Source organism: Roseivirga spongicola (assembly GCF_034376045.1).
Taxonomy (GTDB): Bacteria; Bacteroidota; Bacteroidia; order Cytophagales; family Cyclobacteriaceae; genus Roseivirga; species Roseivirga spongicola.
Genome location: NZ_CP139724.1, coordinates 4,066,237 through 4,083,911, shown reverse-complemented (window position 1 = coordinate 4,083,911; position 17,675 = coordinate 4,066,237). Strand labels below are relative to the sequence as shown.

General features: G+C 40.0%; 17 protein-coding genes. 4 read left to right on the top strand and 13 right to left on the bottom strand.

The genetic code is table 11. The features are described 5' to 3' along the window. Positions 1 to 11 precede the first annotated feature (11 nt). Positions 12 to 1,577: an ArnT family glycosyltransferase gene (locus T7867_RS17905; protein WP_068224358.1), complete on the top strand. Its 1,566-nt coding sequence runs from the start codon at positions 12 to 14 to the stop codon at positions 1,575 to 1,577. Here the strand turns inward: T7867_RS17905 and T7867_RS17900 are convergent. Genes T7867_RS17900 through T7867_RS17875 form a run of 6 tightly spaced genes read right to left on the bottom strand, consistent with a single transcriptional unit; the run spans position 1,574 to position 6,862 of the window. Next, on the bottom strand, positions 1,574 to 2,017 hold the full coding sequence (locus T7867_RS17900) for a response regulator (protein WP_068224356.1): 444 nt from the start codon (positions 2,015 to 2,017) through the stop codon (positions 1,574 to 1,576). The two genes, T7867_RS17905 and T7867_RS17900, sit on opposite strands and share 4 nt — an antisense overlap. Positions 2,018 to 2,066: 49 nt before the next feature. Next, entirely contained in the window at positions 2,067 to 3,020 is a 954-nt protein-coding gene (locus T7867_RS17895; RefSeq protein ID WP_068224353.1) for a transketolase family protein, read from the bottom strand. Between the two features lie 9 nt (positions 3,021 to 3,029). Continuing rightward, positions 3,030 to 3,878, bottom strand: a complete 849-nt coding sequence (locus T7867_RS17890; RefSeq protein WP_068224351.1) for a transketolase — start codon at positions 3,876 to 3,878, stop codon at positions 3,030 to 3,032. A gap of 28 nt (positions 3,879 to 3,906) precedes the next feature. After that, complete coding sequence (bcp, locus tag T7867_RS17885) at positions 3,907 to 4,356, bottom strand: thioredoxin-dependent thiol peroxidase (RefSeq protein ID WP_068224346.1); 450 nt, start codon at positions 4,354 to 4,356, stop codon at positions 3,907 to 3,909. A 3-nt stretch (positions 4,357 to 4,359) separates the two neighbouring features. Beyond that, a complete protein-coding gene (locus T7867_RS17880; RefSeq protein ID WP_322299618.1) occupies positions 4,360 to 6,234 on the bottom strand; it encodes a M23 family metallopeptidase in 1,875 nt (624 codons plus the stop codon). A 19-nt stretch (positions 6,235 to 6,253) separates the two neighbouring features. Next, positions 6,254 to 6,862 carry a fumarylacetoacetate hydrolase family protein gene (locus tag T7867_RS17875; protein ID WP_273276276.1) on the bottom strand — a complete coding sequence of 203 codons (609 nt, stop codon included), beginning with the start codon at positions 6,860 to 6,862 and terminating at the stop codon, positions 6,254 to 6,256. A gap of 97 nt (positions 6,863 to 6,959) precedes the next feature. Between T7867_RS17875 and T7867_RS17870 the strand changes: the two genes are divergently transcribed. After that, positions 6,960 to 7,784 carry a M48 family metallopeptidase gene (locus tag T7867_RS17870; RefSeq protein WP_273276278.1) on the top strand — a complete coding sequence of 275 codons (825 nt, stop codon included), beginning with the start codon at positions 6,960 to 6,962 and terminating at the stop codon, positions 7,782 to 7,784. Positions 7,785 to 7,826: 42 nt separating this feature from the next. Here T7867_RS17870 and T7867_RS17865 read toward each other — a convergent pair whose 3' ends face one another. From T7867_RS17865 to T7867_RS17835, 7 genes are all read right to left on the bottom strand, one after another. Beyond that, positions 7,827 to 8,768: a hypothetical protein gene (locus tag T7867_RS17865; RefSeq protein ID WP_322299617.1), complete on the bottom strand. Its 942-nt coding sequence runs from the start codon at positions 8,766 to 8,768 to the stop codon at positions 7,827 to 7,829. 434 nt (positions 8,769 to 9,202) lie between these two features. Further along, positions 9,203 to 9,934, bottom strand: a complete 732-nt coding sequence (locus T7867_RS17860; protein ID WP_068224321.1) for a hypothetical protein — start codon at positions 9,932 to 9,934, stop codon at positions 9,203 to 9,205. 78 nt (positions 9,935 to 10,012) lie between these two features. Continuing rightward, on the bottom strand, positions 10,013 to 10,708 hold the full coding sequence (locus T7867_RS17855; RefSeq protein WP_068224317.1) for a hypothetical protein: 696 nt from the start codon (positions 10,706 to 10,708) through the stop codon (positions 10,013 to 10,015). 282 nt (positions 10,709 to 10,990) lie between these two features. Beyond that, the gene (locus T7867_RS17850) at positions 10,991 to 11,935 is read right to left on the bottom strand and encodes a calcium/sodium antiporter (protein WP_068224312.1); all 945 of its coding nucleotides are present in this window, start codon (positions 11,933 to 11,935) and stop codon (positions 10,991 to 10,993) included. Positions 11,936 to 12,111: 176 nt separating this feature from the next. Next, on the bottom strand, positions 12,112 to 12,639 hold the full coding sequence (locus T7867_RS17845) for a hypothetical protein (protein WP_068224309.1): 528 nt from the start codon (positions 12,637 to 12,639) through the stop codon (positions 12,112 to 12,114). 2 nt (positions 12,640 to 12,641) lie between these two features. Further along, a complete protein-coding gene (locus tag T7867_RS17840) occupies positions 12,642 to 13,445 on the bottom strand; it encodes a 3'-5' exonuclease (RefSeq protein ID WP_068224306.1) in 804 nt (267 codons plus the stop codon). After that, complete coding sequence (locus T7867_RS17835) at positions 13,445 to 14,815, bottom strand: UDP-N-acetylmuramate--L-alanine ligase (protein ID WP_068224303.1); 1,371 nt, start codon at positions 14,813 to 14,815, stop codon at positions 13,445 to 13,447. The genes T7867_RS17840 and T7867_RS17835 overlap by 1 nt, the downstream gene beginning before the upstream one ends. A 207-nt stretch (positions 14,816 to 15,022) precedes the next feature. Between T7867_RS17835 and dnaB the strand changes: the two genes are divergently transcribed. Together dnaB and T7867_RS17825 are read left to right on the top strand one after the other, a co-directional pair. Then, on the top strand, positions 15,023 to 16,594 hold the full coding sequence (gene dnaB, locus T7867_RS17830) for a replicative DNA helicase (protein ID WP_068224300.1): 1,572 nt from the start codon (positions 15,023 to 15,025) through the stop codon (positions 16,592 to 16,594). 82 nt (positions 16,595 to 16,676) lie between these two features. Continuing rightward, entirely contained in the window at positions 16,677 to 17,672 is a 996-nt protein-coding gene (locus tag T7867_RS17825) for a zinc-binding dehydrogenase (RefSeq protein WP_068224297.1), read from the top strand. The last annotated feature ends 3 nt before the right edge of the window (positions 17,673 to 17,675 follow it).

Here is a 17,675-nt window from a genome sequence, read left to right as displayed (position 1 = left end):
AGTTTTGATGCATGCTGGCAGAAGCTGAGTTTTCTAAGTTTGAAAAGAACTATTTATGGCTCTTAATTGGGGGGCTTATGTTCGCGTTTTTCTATCAACTGGGTATTTACCCTTTGTTTTTAGAAGAGCCAAGGCGTGGTCTTATTGCACTAGAAATGATGCTTCAAGATAACTTGTGGGTTCCAACACAAACGGGAGATCTTTATTTTAGGAAACCACCTCTTTATAATTGGGCACTTGTTGCCGCGTATAAGGTTTTTGGAGTAACAGAATTTGCTACTCGTTTTTTTTCAGTTCTGAGCCATACTCTGCTAGGTGGAGTTACTTACTTATTCTCTAGGAAGTATTTAACTAAACAAGCGGCTATTTTGGTAGCGCTGAGTTATTTGTTGAGTGTAGATATTCTGGTCTACTTTAGTGCTTTAGGAGAAATAGATTTGTTTTATGCACTCATCACGAGTAGTTCTATTTTTCTGATTTTCCATTGTGGTGAAAAAGGAAGATTTTATACGCTGTTCATTACTGTGTACGTGCTCACAGCACTTGGCTTTCTTACCAAAGGACTCAGTTCACTACCCTTTACAGCCATCAGTTTATTGGTCTATTTTATTTGGAAAAGGGACTTTAAAAGGCTCTTATCTCTAGCTCATTTCTCAGGTATTTTGGTTTTCTCTGCCTTGCTTTTTAGCTATTTCTACAAGTATAGTCAGTATGAAGATGTGTCGGGTTGGTGGAATACTCTGTATTCAGAATCGGCAGATAAAGCCGCTGGGGGTGGAATTGTCGCGTGGTTAAACCACTTGATTTCTTTCCCTTTAGATACCCTTAAAAACCTGATACCTGCCACATTAGTGCTGCCATTATTGTTTTCTAAAAAGACTCTCAGAGAGTTAAAGGGTAATAGGTTGGTCTGGTTTGCCCTTCTTATTTTCATATTCAATTTTTTGATCTATTGGTTTTCAACCGAAGGCAGGTCAAGGTATGTCTATCCAATTTTTCCATTTGCTTGTGTGGTGTTAATGGCCGTTTACCTACAGTCTGATAAGGCATGGAAGCAGAAATATTTGAAGTATGCGGCCTTTATTTTACTAGGAATACTTACTCTGGGTTTTGCGGCAATTCCCTTTATAGGAGGTTTAGAAGAAATTGATAGGCTTTGGGTGATTAGTATTGTAGGGGTGCTTCTACTGGCAGTCTTAATAGTCTGTTTGAGTAGACAGCTTGTTAGGCCTTACTTGGTGATTCTTGGGTTGTTAGTAGTTCTAAGGTTAGGTTTTTCGGCTATTGTACCACAATCTAGAGAGAAGACTACAGGAGCAGCAAGAGATAAAGCTTTAGGAATTGAACTGGCAGAACTAACTAAAGGTGAGCGATTAAGAAGGTTGGGAGATGTTAGAATCTCGCTTACCGTTGTTTTTTATCTTGAGCGGGAGAGAGGATCTGTGCTAAATCAGGTGAATAACTTTAAAGAAGGGTTCTATTTGTGTTATGCTAGTGATTTACCAGAGTCTCATAAAGTAATTAGAGAATTTGATTATCGTGGAGAACCAATATTTTTAATTGACTACAATCCTTAGGTATTGCTGACAAGTATTTGATTAATTCTGAACTTCAGATAATCTGGGATTATTGGTTTGCGGAGAACAGTGGTCTTTGTTAGAGAGGCAAATAAACTAGCACTGTCACCAGTGACAATAAGAGTCTTAAGCGTAGGCCTTGTTTTCATCACTTTTTCAACCAGCTCGCTGCCTGTCATCAATGGTAGTTGATTGTCAGTTAACAATAAGTCATAAGATTCCTCTTCAAGCATCTCTAGGGCTAGCATGCCGTTGTTAGCATAGCTTACGTCATACCCCCATTTACTCAAGAGTTTCACATACAGCTTCACCGATAATGAATCATCTTCTACCAAAAGTACCCTTCTCTTCTCCATGTCTGTATTTTCAATCAAAGATGCTCTTAACGAGTACTTATTGGTGAGATTATCGATGAGCTGTTCCTTTTCTTCGATAAGCACAAAAAAAGCCCTGATTAGTGAATCAGGGCTTTGCTGTGATTTAGTGAGATTACTTTCTCTTTATCACTCTTTTCGCTGCTTTTACAATGTTTTCAGCGTCTATTCCATACTTTTTCATCAATTCATCAGGAATACCGCTTTCTCCAAAAGAGTCGTTCACTGCCACCATTTCTAGTGGTGCCGGATGGTTAAGTGCTAAGGTTTGAGCTACGCTGTCTCCCAAGCCACCATTCATTTGATGCTCCTCGGCTGTTACTACACAACCGGTTTTGGCTACTGACTTTAAAATAGCTTCTACGTCTAGAGGTTTAATCGTATGAATATTGATTACTTCTGCACTGATGCCTTCTTTTTCTAAAGCCTCTTCTGCTAAAATAGCCTCCCAAACTAAATGACCTGTAGCGAAAATGGTAACGTCAGAACCTTCAATAAGGTGAAGGGCTTTGCCAATCTTGAACTTTTGATCTTCAGGAGTGAAAATTGGCACCTTTGGTCTACCAAAACGAAGGTAAACCGGTCCGTCATGTTCTGCAATAGCCAAAGTAGCTGCCTTAGTCTGATTATAATCGCACGGATTAATAACAGTCATATGAGGTAGCATCTTCATCATGCCAATGTCTTCCAGAATTTGGTGTGTAGCACCATCTTCTCCTAATGTAAGACCAGCGTGTGAAGCACAAATTTTTACGTTTTTGCCAGAATAAGCGATAGACTGACGAATTTGGTCGTAAACTCTACCTGTAGAGAAGTTGGCGAATGTGCCAGTGAATGGAATTTTCCCACCGATAGTCATACCTGCTGCAAGGCCCATCATGTTCGCTTCAGCAATACCAACCTGAAAGAATCTATCAGGATTTTCATTGATGAAGTCTTGCATTTTAAGCGACCCTACTAAGTCGGCACAAAGTGCTACAACATCAGGGTTAGTTCTGCCCAATTCTGCTAAACCAGCACCAAAGCCAGATCTAGTGTCTTGTGTTTTTGTATAAGTGAATTTTGCCATGATGTTGAATTAGTAATCGCCTAAAGTTTCTTCCAATTGAGATAGGGCAGAGGCCAATTGCTCATCGTTCGGAGCAACGCCATGCCATTTGTGAGTACCAACCATAAAGTCTACTCCATAGCCCATTTCAGTATGCATAAGGTTCATGATTGGTTTGCCTTGGCCAGTCAATGACCTAGCTTCTTCCAAGCTCGCAACCAAGCTATCCATGTCGTTTCCTTTGCTCTCAATTACATGCCAACCGAATGCTTCCCATTTGGCTCTAAGATCGCCTAATGACATTACCTCTTCAGTAGGGCCATCAATCTGTTGGCCGTTTAAATCTACCGTAGCAATTAGGTTGTCAATTTTATGATGGGCCGCATACATAGCTGCTTCCCATACCTGACCTTCTTCCAATTCGCCATCGCCCATTAGTGCGAATACCAAGTTGTCTTCTTTATTCAACTTTTTGGCCTGAGCGGCACCACAGGCTACTGAAAGCCCTTGTCCTAAAGAACCAGAGGCCACACGAATACCTGGCAAGCCTTCTTCTGTGGCAGGGTGGCCTTGAAGACGCGAATCGATTTTTCTAAAGGTAGCAAGCTCATTTACATCGAAATATCCTGCTCGAGCTAATACACTATACCAAACCGGAGAGATGTGACCGTTAGAAAGGAAGAATAGATCTTCGTTTTTTCCGTCCATGTCGAAGCCATCTTTGCGGTTCATAGCGTTAAAATATAGTGCTACTAAAAAGTCGGCACAGCCCAAAGAGCCACCTGGGTGACCTGAGCTTGCACCATGCACCATTCGCACGATGTCTCTTCTAACCTGAGAAGCTATGCGCTCAAGTTCTTCAATGTTTGATTTGCTCACCTTAAAATAAGTTTATGGTTGTTGAATACTATTTAATAATCTGATTGGCGTGCTCTTTAGTCTTCACCTTTGAGATGATTTCTTCAATAACGCCATTTTCATCTATGATGAAAGTAGTTCGGGCAGTACCCATATAATTTCTACCATACATTTGCTTCTCTACCCAAGTTCCGAATTGCTCGTGAATACTTTTGTCTTCATCTGCAATAAGAGGGAAAGGTAGCTCGAATTTATTGATAAAGTTAGTGTGTTTCTTTGGTGAATCAGAGCTGATTCCCACTACGGCATAGCCAGCATCTAAGAGTGCCTGATAATTATCTCTGAGATTACAAGCTTGTGCTGTACAACCAGGAGTATTGTCTTTAGGGTAAAAATACAGAACTAGTTTTTTACCTGAAAAATCTGATAGTTTAATCGGATTACCATCTTGGTCTATTCCTTCAAAGGCTGGTGCTTTGTCTCCTTCTTTTAAGCTCATGCTTTATTCAATATTTAGTTTTAGAATTGATTCATTTCCGGCATTGTCTGCCACTTTCAATTCAAACTGTCCTTTTAATGGTTTGTTTTTATCAAGTCTTTCAGACCAGAGTAGGTTCCTTTTTGGCTCATAATTCATGAGCAACCACTCACCATTTAGCTTGGCTTCAAAGTTATTAATCCCTGAAAGTTCATCACTAATAGTTACACTAATAATATTATTCTGAACACTTCTTTTTTTAATTGTCGGTGGCTTAAGGTCTTTCAGAAGAGTATACTTTCCAAAACTGTACAGGCTGAAGTTAAGCTTTCCGTTCTCAATAGATCCACCCACAAATGAGGGGAATCTGGAGTTGTTTACCGCATATAGATGATACTGGTCTAGAGAATCATATTCGCCCAATAATTGGAGCTGAGCGGTTATGCCACCTTTCAATGGGTAAATGTTTTCTGATATTTCAAAAACGTCTCGTTTAGACTGCTCATCTACATAATGTCTTGCTCGGAAATAGATGGTGTCGAATAATGTGGTTTTCGAAAACTTTAAAGAGTACGTGTCTGCAAGGAAAGAGTGCTCACTAGCCGCAGGTACTCGATCTGAATAGAGTAGATGCTGTTCGCTACCATCGGCATAAACCACTTCTCTAGGCAGTGTATTTCTTAAGTCGATTAGGTAAACGTTGTTCTCATCGTTGAAATAGGCTGGTTCATAAATCTTTGAACCTTCTTTATTATAAACTGTGATTTTGTTGTTTGTAGAATCTCTAGGCTGAAAGAGCATTAAGGTGTTATCGAGCGTATAGCTGTCTTTTTTTACCTCTATAGGCTCGGATATACAAGCAATTTTCTCTTTTCCCTTTAGCACAAAGTTCACCGTTGTTTGGTTACCATAAGCATCTCTTGCCTCAATGCGAATATGCTTTACTTCATTTGGTTTGATATTAATGAGGCCGCTGTTCTTCTTTTTTCCGTAGAAATTGAGTGGGTTGCCATCATCTATATAGAGCTTGCTGAAGCGCTTTCTGGTTTCTAAAGTAGCCTGATAGTTGGTGTGAATGAGTATGTTTTTCTGAAGAGAAAAATCTATGCTGTCAATGTTTTGGCTGAAGTAAAGCTCATCATCTACAAAGACATCGAATAAAGGGACCCCGTTTTTGTTGGGAGCCCCATTCAGTTGATCATAAGCATAAAGTTCTAAGCCAACCTTGCCGTTAACGGCAATAGTGTCTGTGTTTAATCCATCAGAATTTTTCCTTCTAATGTCGAATTCAAAGCGACCAAATTGATCGTTAACTCTTGCATGAATGTCCATGCTTTTTACGGCAAGTCTTTCCAGAGCAGGAGGAATGTTATCTTTCACCTGGTTAAAACCAATTCTAAGTGGGTCTAACACTTTATGGTCGCTACTTCTGATTTCAAAGTGAAGATGTGGGCCAGTTGAAGAACCACTGTTTCCGCTTAAGCCGATAACTTCGCCTTTTTTTACAGGTAATTCATTTCTCTTAGGGAAAATATTAACAGCGAATGACTTACGTTTATACTGCTCTTCTAGCGTGTATTGGGCTAAAACCTCATTGAAGTTTTTTAAATGCGCATAAACTGTTGAAGTACCATTAGGGTGTTGAATGTAGATGCAATTGCCATAGCCACCAGTTCCTACTCTAATTCGGCTTACGTAACCATCGGCAGCTGAGTACACTTCAAGGCCTTCTACACCATTAGTTTTGATGTCTAGCCCAGCATGAAAATGACTAGACCTAAGTTCACCCATATTGCCACTGAGAAAATTCTCGCTTTCAGGTTGAATGGGGAAACTGTAATAATCTTTGTCAATATTGTCGTACTGAGCCTGCAGCGAAGCAGACAATAAAACGAGCAAACACCAGATTGAACTCTTTCTACTTAATCTCAAATTCCAATAGTTTTTCTTCTTCAATATACGCCTCCAATTTATCTCCTATGGCTACCGGACCAACACCCGCTGGTGTACCTGTGAATATAATATCGCCTTTCTTTAAAGTAAAGTACTGCGAAACGTAAGCCACAATTTCATCGAAAGAAAAGAGCATTAGGCTTGTGTTTCCTTCTTGCTTTAGTTCACCATTTTGCTTTAACGAAAAGTTTAGATTATTCAAGTCATATGCTGTTTTAGGCTTGAAACCAGATATAGGAGCAGAGCCATTAAATCCTTTGGCAATTTCCCATGGTAGGCCCTTTTCTTTACACTGGCTTTGCAAATCTCTTGCCGTAAAATCTACTCCTACGCCAATTTCTTCGTAGTACTTATGAGCAAATTTTTGGTCGATATACTTGCCTTCTCTGTTGATTTTTAAGAGGATTTCTACCTCAAAGTGGATGTCTTTTGAGAATTCAGGATAGTAAAATGGTGCGTTGTTTCTGAGAATAGCCGTGTCTGGCTTCATGAATACAACTGGTTGAGCGGGTTTCTCATTGTTGAGTTCGGCAATATGAGCAGCGTAATTTCTGCCAATAGCAATAATTTTCATAGAGTAGTTTTAGTATCGGAAGCTTAAAGGACCTTAAATTCACAACAAATTTCAACGGACCTCTGTTTCAATTGATAAGATAAAGTTAAGAACAAGCATGAAAACAATATATAAATGGCGCGTTGCGCTTCTCATTTTTCTTTCAGCGGTTGCCGTTTGGGCATGTACTACAGTACCTATCACTGGTAGATCTCAACTAACAGGCCTTATTGGAGACCAGCAGGTGGTGGCCATGAGTGCCGAAGCTTATAGAGATGTTATAGATTCGGTTAGAATATCCAATAATGAAGAACAAACGGCTATGGTTAGGCGAGTGGGGTTCAGAATTAAGGATGCTATTGAAGAGTATTTGAGTAATAATGGCCAGAGTAGCCTTTTAGATGGTTTCGATTGGGAGTTTAATCTGATCGAGAATGATACTATGATAAATGCATGGGCTATGCCCGGAGGGAAAGTAGCCTTCTACACTGGTATTTTGCCAGTATGCCAAGATGAACTTGGAGTAGCTGTTGTAATGGGGCACGAGGTAGCTCACGCTGTGGCAAAACATGGCCAAGAGCGTATGAACACAGCCTATGCCCAGCAAATAGGCCTTTCGCTAGGCTCTGTAGCACTAGGGCAGGACCCAACCATGGCTCAGCAACTGGTATTTCAGGCAGTTGGCTTAGGCTCTCAGTTAGGAATGCTAGCCTTCTCACGTAAACATGAGTCGGAAGCTGATGAACTAGGGTTGATCTTTATGGCTATTGCTGGTTACGACCCAAGAGAGGCTCCAAAGTTCTGGGAAAGAATGTCTAGCAATGGTGGTGGAGCACCACCGGAGTTTCTTTCTACTCACCCTTCGCACTCAACAAGAATTAGTGATCTCAATGCTCAAATGGCCAAAGCTGTAGAGTATTACCAGAACAGCAAAATGAGATAAATTAAGTTCAGATCTGGAAAATGGATCAATCACTGAATAACTTTAGTGATTGATCCACTTCACTGAATTTTCAGACATTTTTCGATAATCGTGCCCTACATTCTTTACTGTGTCGATTGACCAGTTGAATGACCAACCATTCTTTTCGCTCAAGCTCTTATTGGCACGGAAAAAGTTAGAGCCACGTTCGAGCCTATGCTTTCCTTGCTCCATGGCCAGCTCCGTAGTTCTAAAGGTTCCTAAACTTGGGTCGTTATCCATTTCGCCCAAAAGTACCACTAGTCTTTTATTGTAAGCCTGTTTAATATTTGGCTGGAGTTTCACCTCCGTATTTTTTAGTCCATAAGGAAATTGAAGTGTTTCATCTGGAAAGCTGTAAAAACCAGCGTTAGCTGCTACCGCTGTTCCAATTCGCGATTCGGGCATAAGCATGATCATTCGGTGAACGAACTGCCCGCCAGCTGAATGACCGAAAATATCGTACTGCTCGTTCGTAATGCTATTGACAGACTTGATATGGTCGAAAATGTTTTCAACTACCGTATATGCCCATTGACTTTTCGAGTTTTTCGTTTTGAAAAAGGTGAAGAGGTTGCCCTCTTGATAATCGTTAGTGGTAAGGTGGGAGAATTTATTCTCAAACTCAGGTGCAATAATAAGCAAGTTGTTATCCTCAGCTAATTCAACCCAGGCATCTCGGTAGTCATCTGCGTTTCTACCGCCACCATGCATTACAAAGACTATTTTATCTTGGTCTTTCCAGTTTGCTGGTTTGTAGGTCCATACTCTAATTGATTTTCGCTTACTGTTTTTATAAGCATATATAACAAAAGAGCCTTTTCCAGTGCTTAACTCAGTTTGCTCAGTTACTTCTGGTCCTTTTGGTAGAACATATAGATAGACCAAACCAGTAACAACGAGCAATAGTATAAAAGCGAGAGTCCATAGTACGGCCTTCTTTAAAATTCTTAGTGCTTTGTTCATGAATGTAGAGGTGTTGTTTAGATAATGTGAGTTATGAGTATTTTAGATTTTATTGACCAACTTTTCAGCTTAGTGATTAGTTCCTTAGGCTTTCAGCTTACTAAAATAACCGCTGTCATTGGCATAAAATGACAGTAAAATGGGGTTAACTAAAAGACGATCTGAATTCTGAGGCTTTAGAGTTCTATGAGAGGAGTGTGATGAGGTAATAGAGCGAGAAGTAGGAAGTTTGATTAACGGTTTTGTGTATGGTAAGTAGGGCAGAAGAAAGCGATAAACTCTCAAGTTTGCACTGAGTCAAACGTTTTATTTTGTTTTTAATTTATTCATTCTTAAAAGCCAAATCAACGATTTGGCGGTGTCAGTAAATAGCACCGAACTTTCGTGAATCACCGAACGCACTATTTGTTATATACCGTGTTGTAGGTAGTTTTTTAATCTCTTGGTTCGCTGAAGTGATCTCCATCTCCTAACCATTCTCTGTTCAATCCAGTTTTTTCGTTAAAGATTGATTGCTCTTTTTCTGTAGCATAATCAATTACCCATTGCTGACCACCATTATCGTAGTATGTGTATTTACCTTTTGTATTTAACTCCTTTGGTAGATATGAAAACCTTTGGACAAAGTGGTCGGCTATATATCCAGTTTTTTCAAGTTTCCACTTTTTTGGTTGCCCGTTCACTTTGAAAGAAATCCATTCCCAGTTTTCAGAATCAGTCTCAATTGTTATTTCAGAGAATTCAATTTCACCATGTGTTATTGTTCCCATTCTTTCCATGAACCATTTATATTGTGAATTATGGTCAAAAAATTCTAAGTCAAACCAGATACAGTCATCTGTATAGTTGTACCCTTCAACTTGAGAGTCTCGCCAGCCATAGAAATAATATAAAACTGAATAAGGGTTTTGTTCAAGGTGCTTCTCCGTTTCTTCTTCCCAAGTCATTTCATAGACATCTCGTAATATCAAATCTTTAGTCACTCCGTTAGAGAATTCATACCCTAAAGTCTTAAATACTTTAATTTGGGCTTCTATGGTCATACTCTCTTGATTTTCAATTGATGAATTTTGAATGTTTTGAGTTGATTTAGTACTATCATTTTTGCTATGAGACTTACAACTTGACAGTAGTCCGATTAAAAATATGTACTGAATTATTTTCATTTTTGTAATTGCTCACAACGGTTTGGGTATGCGCAGTAGCATACCGTAGGGTGCTATTGCGTATAGGTTTTGTTGGCTTTAGTTTTTTTCTTTAATCATTGATGTAATGAATTTTCCGGAAAGACTTGGGGCAATTTCCTTAGTCAATTGCTTGATAACATCAATTTGCCAATTCGCACAGAATGGTGAAATCATAATACTATCTATAAAATTTTCTAAATCAATTTCAATCGACATAAGATTAGGAGGTTTGAAGAAAACAGGTTGTCTCTTTTCCTCATCAAATTTCATGAAGTTGAAGTGGGTGAAAATTCTCAATTCTTCTTCGTCTTTATAGGCTATGCTCTTAGTAAAGTTGAGTTGACCTTTTTCGATATCCTCAAACTTTAGTTCTTTTTTATAGATCACTTCGTGGATAGAAAAAGATTTTTCATCCCAATTTACGTGTTTATAAATGCTATCCACCGTAGACTGAATTGCGACTCCAATTCCATCTTTACCAAGGTAATGTCTCCAAAGAGAAATTTTTTCATCGGGATTTTTAGTCCAACAGCTGATAAAGTTGTTTTTCAAATGAGATTCAACAAATTTTTCAACTCCCTCACGATGATTTTCATTGCTATCATCTATCGTGTCTAGAATCCACCTAACCTCGTTTTGGTCAGACATTATTTCAATTGGACTAAAAATCAATCTTTTATTCAAGAGAAAGTCTATAAACTTATCTAAGCTCATATACCTCCATATAATTTGATTTCTATCTAATTCTTTCATTCAATTAAAACCAACGTATGCTAACGCTTATAAAAGTAAGCGCTAGCCATCCAATATAGCATGCTATCCGTGCTTTTTAAGTTTTTACCAAGCAATAAATCTAAGGCTTTCTAACTTTATAAAGCATCAGTTGGCTTGTCTCTCGCCAAGATTTGTCGCGAGGTATATCTCGGTTTCTTTCCAGGGTTTCCCCACTTGAGCACTTCAACAATAGCTTCAAATTGATCATTAAGAAGATATACCCAATAGCCTTAATTTTACCTCAGGTGAATGGTTGTCGTTTTATCCAATCAGCCAAACAGAGTAGCCGATAAAGCTTATAAGAAGTATAGCGGCTTCCCATCTATCGAGTTTCTTCTTTCCTCCCGAAAACATGGCAGTAAAAAGAAAAATTGTACCAATTAATAAGACGTAGATTTCTCGGTTAAATGCGTGGTCATAAGGAATTGGTCTTATAAGGCCACTAATTGAAAGGATTAAAAGGATATTGAAAATATTGGAGCCTATAACGTTACCTATGGCTATATCGCTGTTCCTTTTAAAGGCTGCCACAACAGAGGTTACTAACTCCGGTAAAGATGTGCCTGCAGCCACAATGGTAAGGCCAATCACTCTTTCGCTAATTCCAAAACTTTGTGCCAAGAGCGTGGCTTGATCTACAACAAGCTTTCCACCGATAATTAGGCCGGCAAGTCCTGCTAAAATTAGTAGCCAAACCCATTTAAAACTTCCAATTGGTTGAACATGGCTTGTAGTCTCATCGGTTTTCATCTGTTTGAAAACATAGAATAGGAAAGCACCAAAAATGGCGATTAATGCTGTAGCTTCTAGTCTACTGATCTCTGCAGTGCTTCCAAACAACCAAGTATTGGCGAGAATTAGTAATAGCCCTGCAGCTATGAATGATAAGGGGATTTCCTTCCAAATGGTGCTAGATTGTACGGCAATAGGAGAGATGATTCCCACAATACCTAGAATAACAAACAGGTTGAAATTATTGCTACCTATAATGTTGCCAAATACGATTTCTGCATGGCCTTGATATGAGGCCACCGCATTGACAATTAGCTCAGGGGCCGAAGTGCCAAAGGCTACTATGGTGAGGCCAATGGCCAAATCGGAAATGCCATACTTCTTGGCAAGTTTTGTAGCACCAGAGACCAACCAGTCTGCTCCTTTAATTAGTAAACCAAACCCAAGGAGGATTAATAGTATTTGTGAAAGCATTTGCTCCTTAGACGGAAAGCTGCAAAGAGGTCACGGAATAGGGAGATGTTTAATGTTCGGGTCAAAGAGGGAGGACGGAAGACCGAAGACGGGGGCTGGAAGCCAGAAAGCCCGCAACCGCCATTGAGTCGAAAATGTGACCACCCTAAATACCGTTGACTATGAGGTTTTTTGAGTTAATCCTTATGTACTCTAAATGTGATCATCATATCAGAAAATAGCTTTGCATATTTTGAATTAAAATCATCGGAGAGCGAATAGCCAATTAGAATAAAGAGTTGGTCCTTATGGACCAGCAAAGTCGTAAGATTCGAAATTTCTTGATCATTCTCTTGGAAAGAATATTTGATCCATTGACTGGGAATGCCATTATGGTCGTCATTACCTTCATCAATTATCTTAAACTTGTTGAAAGTATCCGGGAATGCATCTAGAATATATTTTTTGTAACATTCTTCAAGACTTAAATAGTTGGCAGGAGCCATAGATATACCCCAATTCTCCCTGTGTATATCCCTGGAGCCATCTTTTGGAGCAAATATAGTTACTCTTCCATCGCTTTCCTCTATACTCCAATCTTCAAAGTATTTGAAACTGAACTTCCCAGTCTTGGATTTATATTCTTTTGTTTGAGCATTGAGGTTGTTGCTCCAAAGCACAGTCATTACTAAAAGAGCAAAAAATGTAAATAAGTACCTTTTCATAATTACATCTGAAAACCTCTCAACTTAATTTGAGTCAGTTTGCGCTTAGTGTCCAGAGGGAAGTCGCCTTGCATCATCCAGTCGTAATAACCTGGTTCTCTTTTGAGTACATCTGCCACTGGTTTGCCTTTGTTCTTACCAAAGTTGAATACTTCAACGCCTTTGTCATTGAAAACCATTCTTCCCGCCAAATCTACCATGTTACTGGCCACCAAATGATGAATAGAAGCCATGTTATTTTCAATTTTACCCAAGTCTCTACCTGAAGCATCAGTCACCGCTTGGCCATTGTATTTCTCAATTTGCGCTTTGAATACTTCGTAAGTGGCATCGTTATCGGCTTCAGCACCATGAGCACCTTCCAATTCTTTTCCGCAATAGAACTTATAAGCGGCTGTCAGCGTGCGTTGTTCCATCAGGAAGAATACCTTCTGCGCATCGATCAACTTGCGTTGGCTTACTTCAAAATCTACCCCAGCTCTTAAAAATTCTTCCACTAAAAGCGGAACGTCAAATCGAACAATATTGAATCCGCCTAAATCGCAGCCTTCGAGGAACTTAGCTAGGTTTTTTGCTAGTTCTTTGAAGGTGGGTTTATCAGCTACATCTTCATCTCTAATGCCGTGAATCATGGCAGATTCTTCAGGGATTGGAATGGTTGGGTTCACCAAGTGCACTTTCTTCTCCGTTTCGCCATTAGGCATCACCTTTAAAAAGGCCAGTTCTACGATTCGATCTTGAGCAATGTTGATTCCGGTAGTTTCAAGGTCAAAAAATACCAGCGGGTTTTTAAGGTTGAGTTGCATTAGCTAAGAATTGTGTCTTTGATTTTTTCTATGTCCAAACCTCCGAAATTTCCTGAGCTCATCAAAAGAAGGTTTCTATTATTCCAGTCTTGGCTCAGAATAAACTGCTCAAGCTTCTCCGCATCGGTAAATAATTTGAGATCCTTGCGCTTGAAAGCGTCAACCAGTTCATCTTCAGAAATCATTTCCAACTTTTTGGCTTTTACCGCTTCAGGGTTGATAAACACTATGGCCTGCTGGGGTAGGTCATAACAGCCCTCATATTGATGAATGAATTGCTTATTGAGGCTACTAAAAGTATGCAACTCAAGTACTGAAGTTAGTTTTCTGTCTTTGAATTGCTTGGTTACAGCCTCAGAAGTAGCCTTTAGCTTAGATGGCGCATGTGCAAAGTCTTTGTAAATGGTAGAAAAGTCATTTTGACCGATCAACTCAAGTCTTTTTGAAGCACCTGTGAAAGACTGAATATGTTCGAAGAACTCATCGTCCGAAATGCCAACTTGGTTCAATAGTAGCCTGGCAGCATTGAGGTTCTGGAGGTTATGATCTCCGAAAACTTGAAGTGGAATTTCTCTTCCTTCCCAAAGTACAATGGTCTGATTGTCTTCAATTTTCGATTCGAACGCGTTGTACGGAATGAGTTGCTCCTCGTTGGGTTCGGCACGTTCTACAATCTTACAAAGTGCCTGATCTACTTCGGCATAAAAGACCTTACCGTTATTAGGCGTTTGGTTGATGAACTTTAGGAATTGTTCTTCATAAATATCTAGGGTAGGGAATACATTGAAGTGGTCCCATGCTATGCCGGTAATACAAGCAAAATGATGGTTGTAGTGTAAGAATTTTGGGGTTAGGTCTAGCGGGCTTGTGGTGTATTCATCGCCTTCAATGATCATCATAGGTGCATCGGAAATCTTCACCATAGTATCGAAGCCTTCTAGTTGGGCACCCACTAGATAATCGAACGATTTTCCAGCCTTATTGAGCACGTGAAGAATCATTGAGGTGATGCTGGTTTTGCCATGGGAACCTGCTACCACCAATCTGATTTTCTCTTTTGAAACCTCGTGGATAAACTCAGGGAAGGAGTAAATCTTCAATCCTAAGTCCTTGGCCTTGAGTAATTCAGGGTTGTCATTTTTAGCATGCATGCCAAGTATTACATAGTCAAGTTGGCTATGCACTCGCTCTGGATGCCAACCTTCATTGTCTGGTAGTAGGCCATGTCTTTTTAGGTTGGATTTTGATGGGTCGAAGAACATATCGTCCGATCCAGTTACTTGATTATCAAGAAGTTTAAGGCAAATAGCCAAGTTGTGCATTACACTTCCGCCAATAGCGATAAAGTGAATTTTCTGATTTTTTAGCATGAATTATATTCTGAAGAACGATTCAAAAATAAAGGAAATGACGGGTCGTTCAAATGTTGAACGCTCCTTGTTGGTAAAAGTGGATAATGATGTGGACAACTGCCAAAAAGTTGATTGCCAATGTTTAATCACTGTCTATGAGATGGTTGAAAAATAAAGGTGCTCATCTGCTTGAATTTATGAGGTTGATAGAGATAGTTTTGTAAAATGGAAAAAGGGAAATCAGCAGCACTTCGACTCGGATACAAGTCTAAAAACATGTCTGTGGAAGGAGCCCAATTGGGTAAACTACCACCTCAGGCAACGGACTTGGAAGAGGCGGTTTTGGGTGCGTTGATGTTGGAAAAAGATGCGCTTACCAATGTAATTGATATTCTTAGTCCAAACTCTTTTTACAAAGACAGCCATAAAGAAATTTATCAGGCTATTTATGATCTTTTCCAGGCCTCAGAGCCTATCGATATTTTAACAGTAACCAGTCATTTAAGAAAGGCAGGTAAGCTGGAGATAGCAGGTGGTCCTTACTACATTACTCAACTTACCAACCGAGTTTCTTCGGCAGCCAATATTGAGTACCACGCCAGAATTATTGTTGAACAATCGATTAAGCGTGAGCTCATTAGAATCTCTTCTGAGATTCAGAAAGATGCCTATGAAGATACTACCGATGTTTTTCAGTTGTTAGACCGCATGGAGCAGTCGCTCTTTGAGGTTTCTGAAGCGAATATTCGTAAGGAGTATGACAGCATGAAGAACATTATGGCCACAGCCCTAGAAGAAATTCAGGCGAGAAAAGACCATCAAGATGGTCTAACAGGTGTGCCTTCAGGCTTTACTGCTCTAGATAGAGTGACTTCTGGATGGCAACGATCTGACTTGGTTATTATCGCGGCTCGTCCGGGTATGGGTAAAACTGCCTTTGTGGTTTCAGCCTTGAGAAATGCGGCAGTAGATCACGGACAGGGTTGCGCCATATTCTCGCTAGAGATGTCATCGGTTCAGTTGGTTAACAGATTGATTTCTGCAGAAGCTGAACTAGGTAGTGAAAAGATTAAGAAAGGTACACTAGCCGAGCACGAATGGGCTCAGTTGGTGCACAAAACGGCTAATTTGACTAAAGCCCCCATATTTATAGATGATACCCCAGGTCTTTCAATCCTCGAATTGAGGGCGAAATGCCGAAGGTTGAAACAACAGCACGATATTCAGCTAGTGGTAATTGATTACCTCCAGCTGATGTCGGGCGACTCTTCAAAAAGTGGAGGAGGAAGCGGTAACCGTGAACAGGAAATCGCGTCAATCTCCAGAGCTTTGAAGAACTTGGCTAAGGAACTTAACGTTCCCGTAATTGCACTTTCGCAGTTAAGCCGTGCCGTAGAAACCCGAGGCGGAGATAAGCGTCCCCAGCTTTCCGACCTCAGGGAATCCGGTTCAATTGAGCAGGATGCCGATATGGTAATGTTCCTTTATCGACCTGAGTACTATGGTATTACGGAAGATGAAAGTGGCATGCCAACTCAAGGAACTGGTGAGGTGATTATTGCCAAGCACAGAAATGGTTCATTAGAAAATGTACAGTTGAAGTTTATTGGTCAGTACACCAAATTCTGTGATCTAGATATGAATTATGGCGGTACCGCAACTTACGGAAATACCTTCCCTTCAGGAGGAGGAAGTAATTTTGAGTCGGGAGGCGGAAATACTATGACTTTCCAAAGTAAGGCCAATAGTGGTGATAAGCCTAATTTGCCTACTAACGATGAGGAAGCTCCTTTCTAACAGCTTAGGGTGCGAGTAAAGAAATTCATGTTCGGTTAATTTAGTTTAACCCACAACCTAATTTCTTTAACTTTGAGAACCTATGAAAGCACTTTGCATTACAGACCAAAAAGAACCCCTTCAGTTTATAGATAAACCCATTCCTGAACCCAAAGCCGGTGAGGTTCTGGTGAAGCTTAAAGCAGCTTCTTTAAATCACCGCGACCAGTGGATTCGAGAAGGAATGTATCCTGGAATTAAGTTCGGAACTACACTTGGTTCTGATGGAGCAGGAGTGGTTACATCAGTTGGAGAAGACGTAGATGTGGAATGGTTAAGCAAGGAAGTAATCATTAACCCTAATAGAAATTGGGGGCCAAACCTAGCAGTTCAGTCGGCAGAATATCAGGTGTTTGGTATGCCAAAAGATGGCACTTTAGCAGAATACGTTTTAATCGAAGCCGATAGATTAGTCCAAAAACCTGATCACCTTTCATTTCAAGAAGCATCGGCCTTGCCTTTAGGAGGGCTAACTGCTTTTCGAGCAACGTTTTTTCATGGCCAATGCCAAGAAGGTAAGAATGTCTTAATCTCTGGTGTAGGAGGAGGAGTGGCTCAGTTTGCCTTTCTTTTTGCTCAACATGCCGGAGCCAATGTTTGGGTTACTTCTAGTAGTGAAGAAAAGATTGAGCAGTGTAAGTCATTAGGCGCTAAAGGCGGGTTCAACTACAGATCTGAAAACTGGATAAAAGAAGCAAAGGCTGTTAGAGGTTTCGATTTGGTAGTGGATAGCGCAGGTGGAGATCAACTCAATGACTTCATTAAGTTAATGAAGCCTGCTGGAAGAATAGTATTCTACGGTGCAACAACAGGAGTACCTTCAAAGCTAGACTTGCATAGAATGTTTTGGAATCAGATCACTCTTCAGGGGAGTACCATGGGTAATGATGAGGAGTTTGTACAGATGGTTGATTTCATCAATAAACATCAGCTTAGGCCCATAATAGATTCTGCTAGACCATTTGATGAGGCTATCTCAGCATTTGATGAAATGAAGGCAGGTAAGCAATTTGGGAAGTTGGTTTTAACCCTTGATTGATCC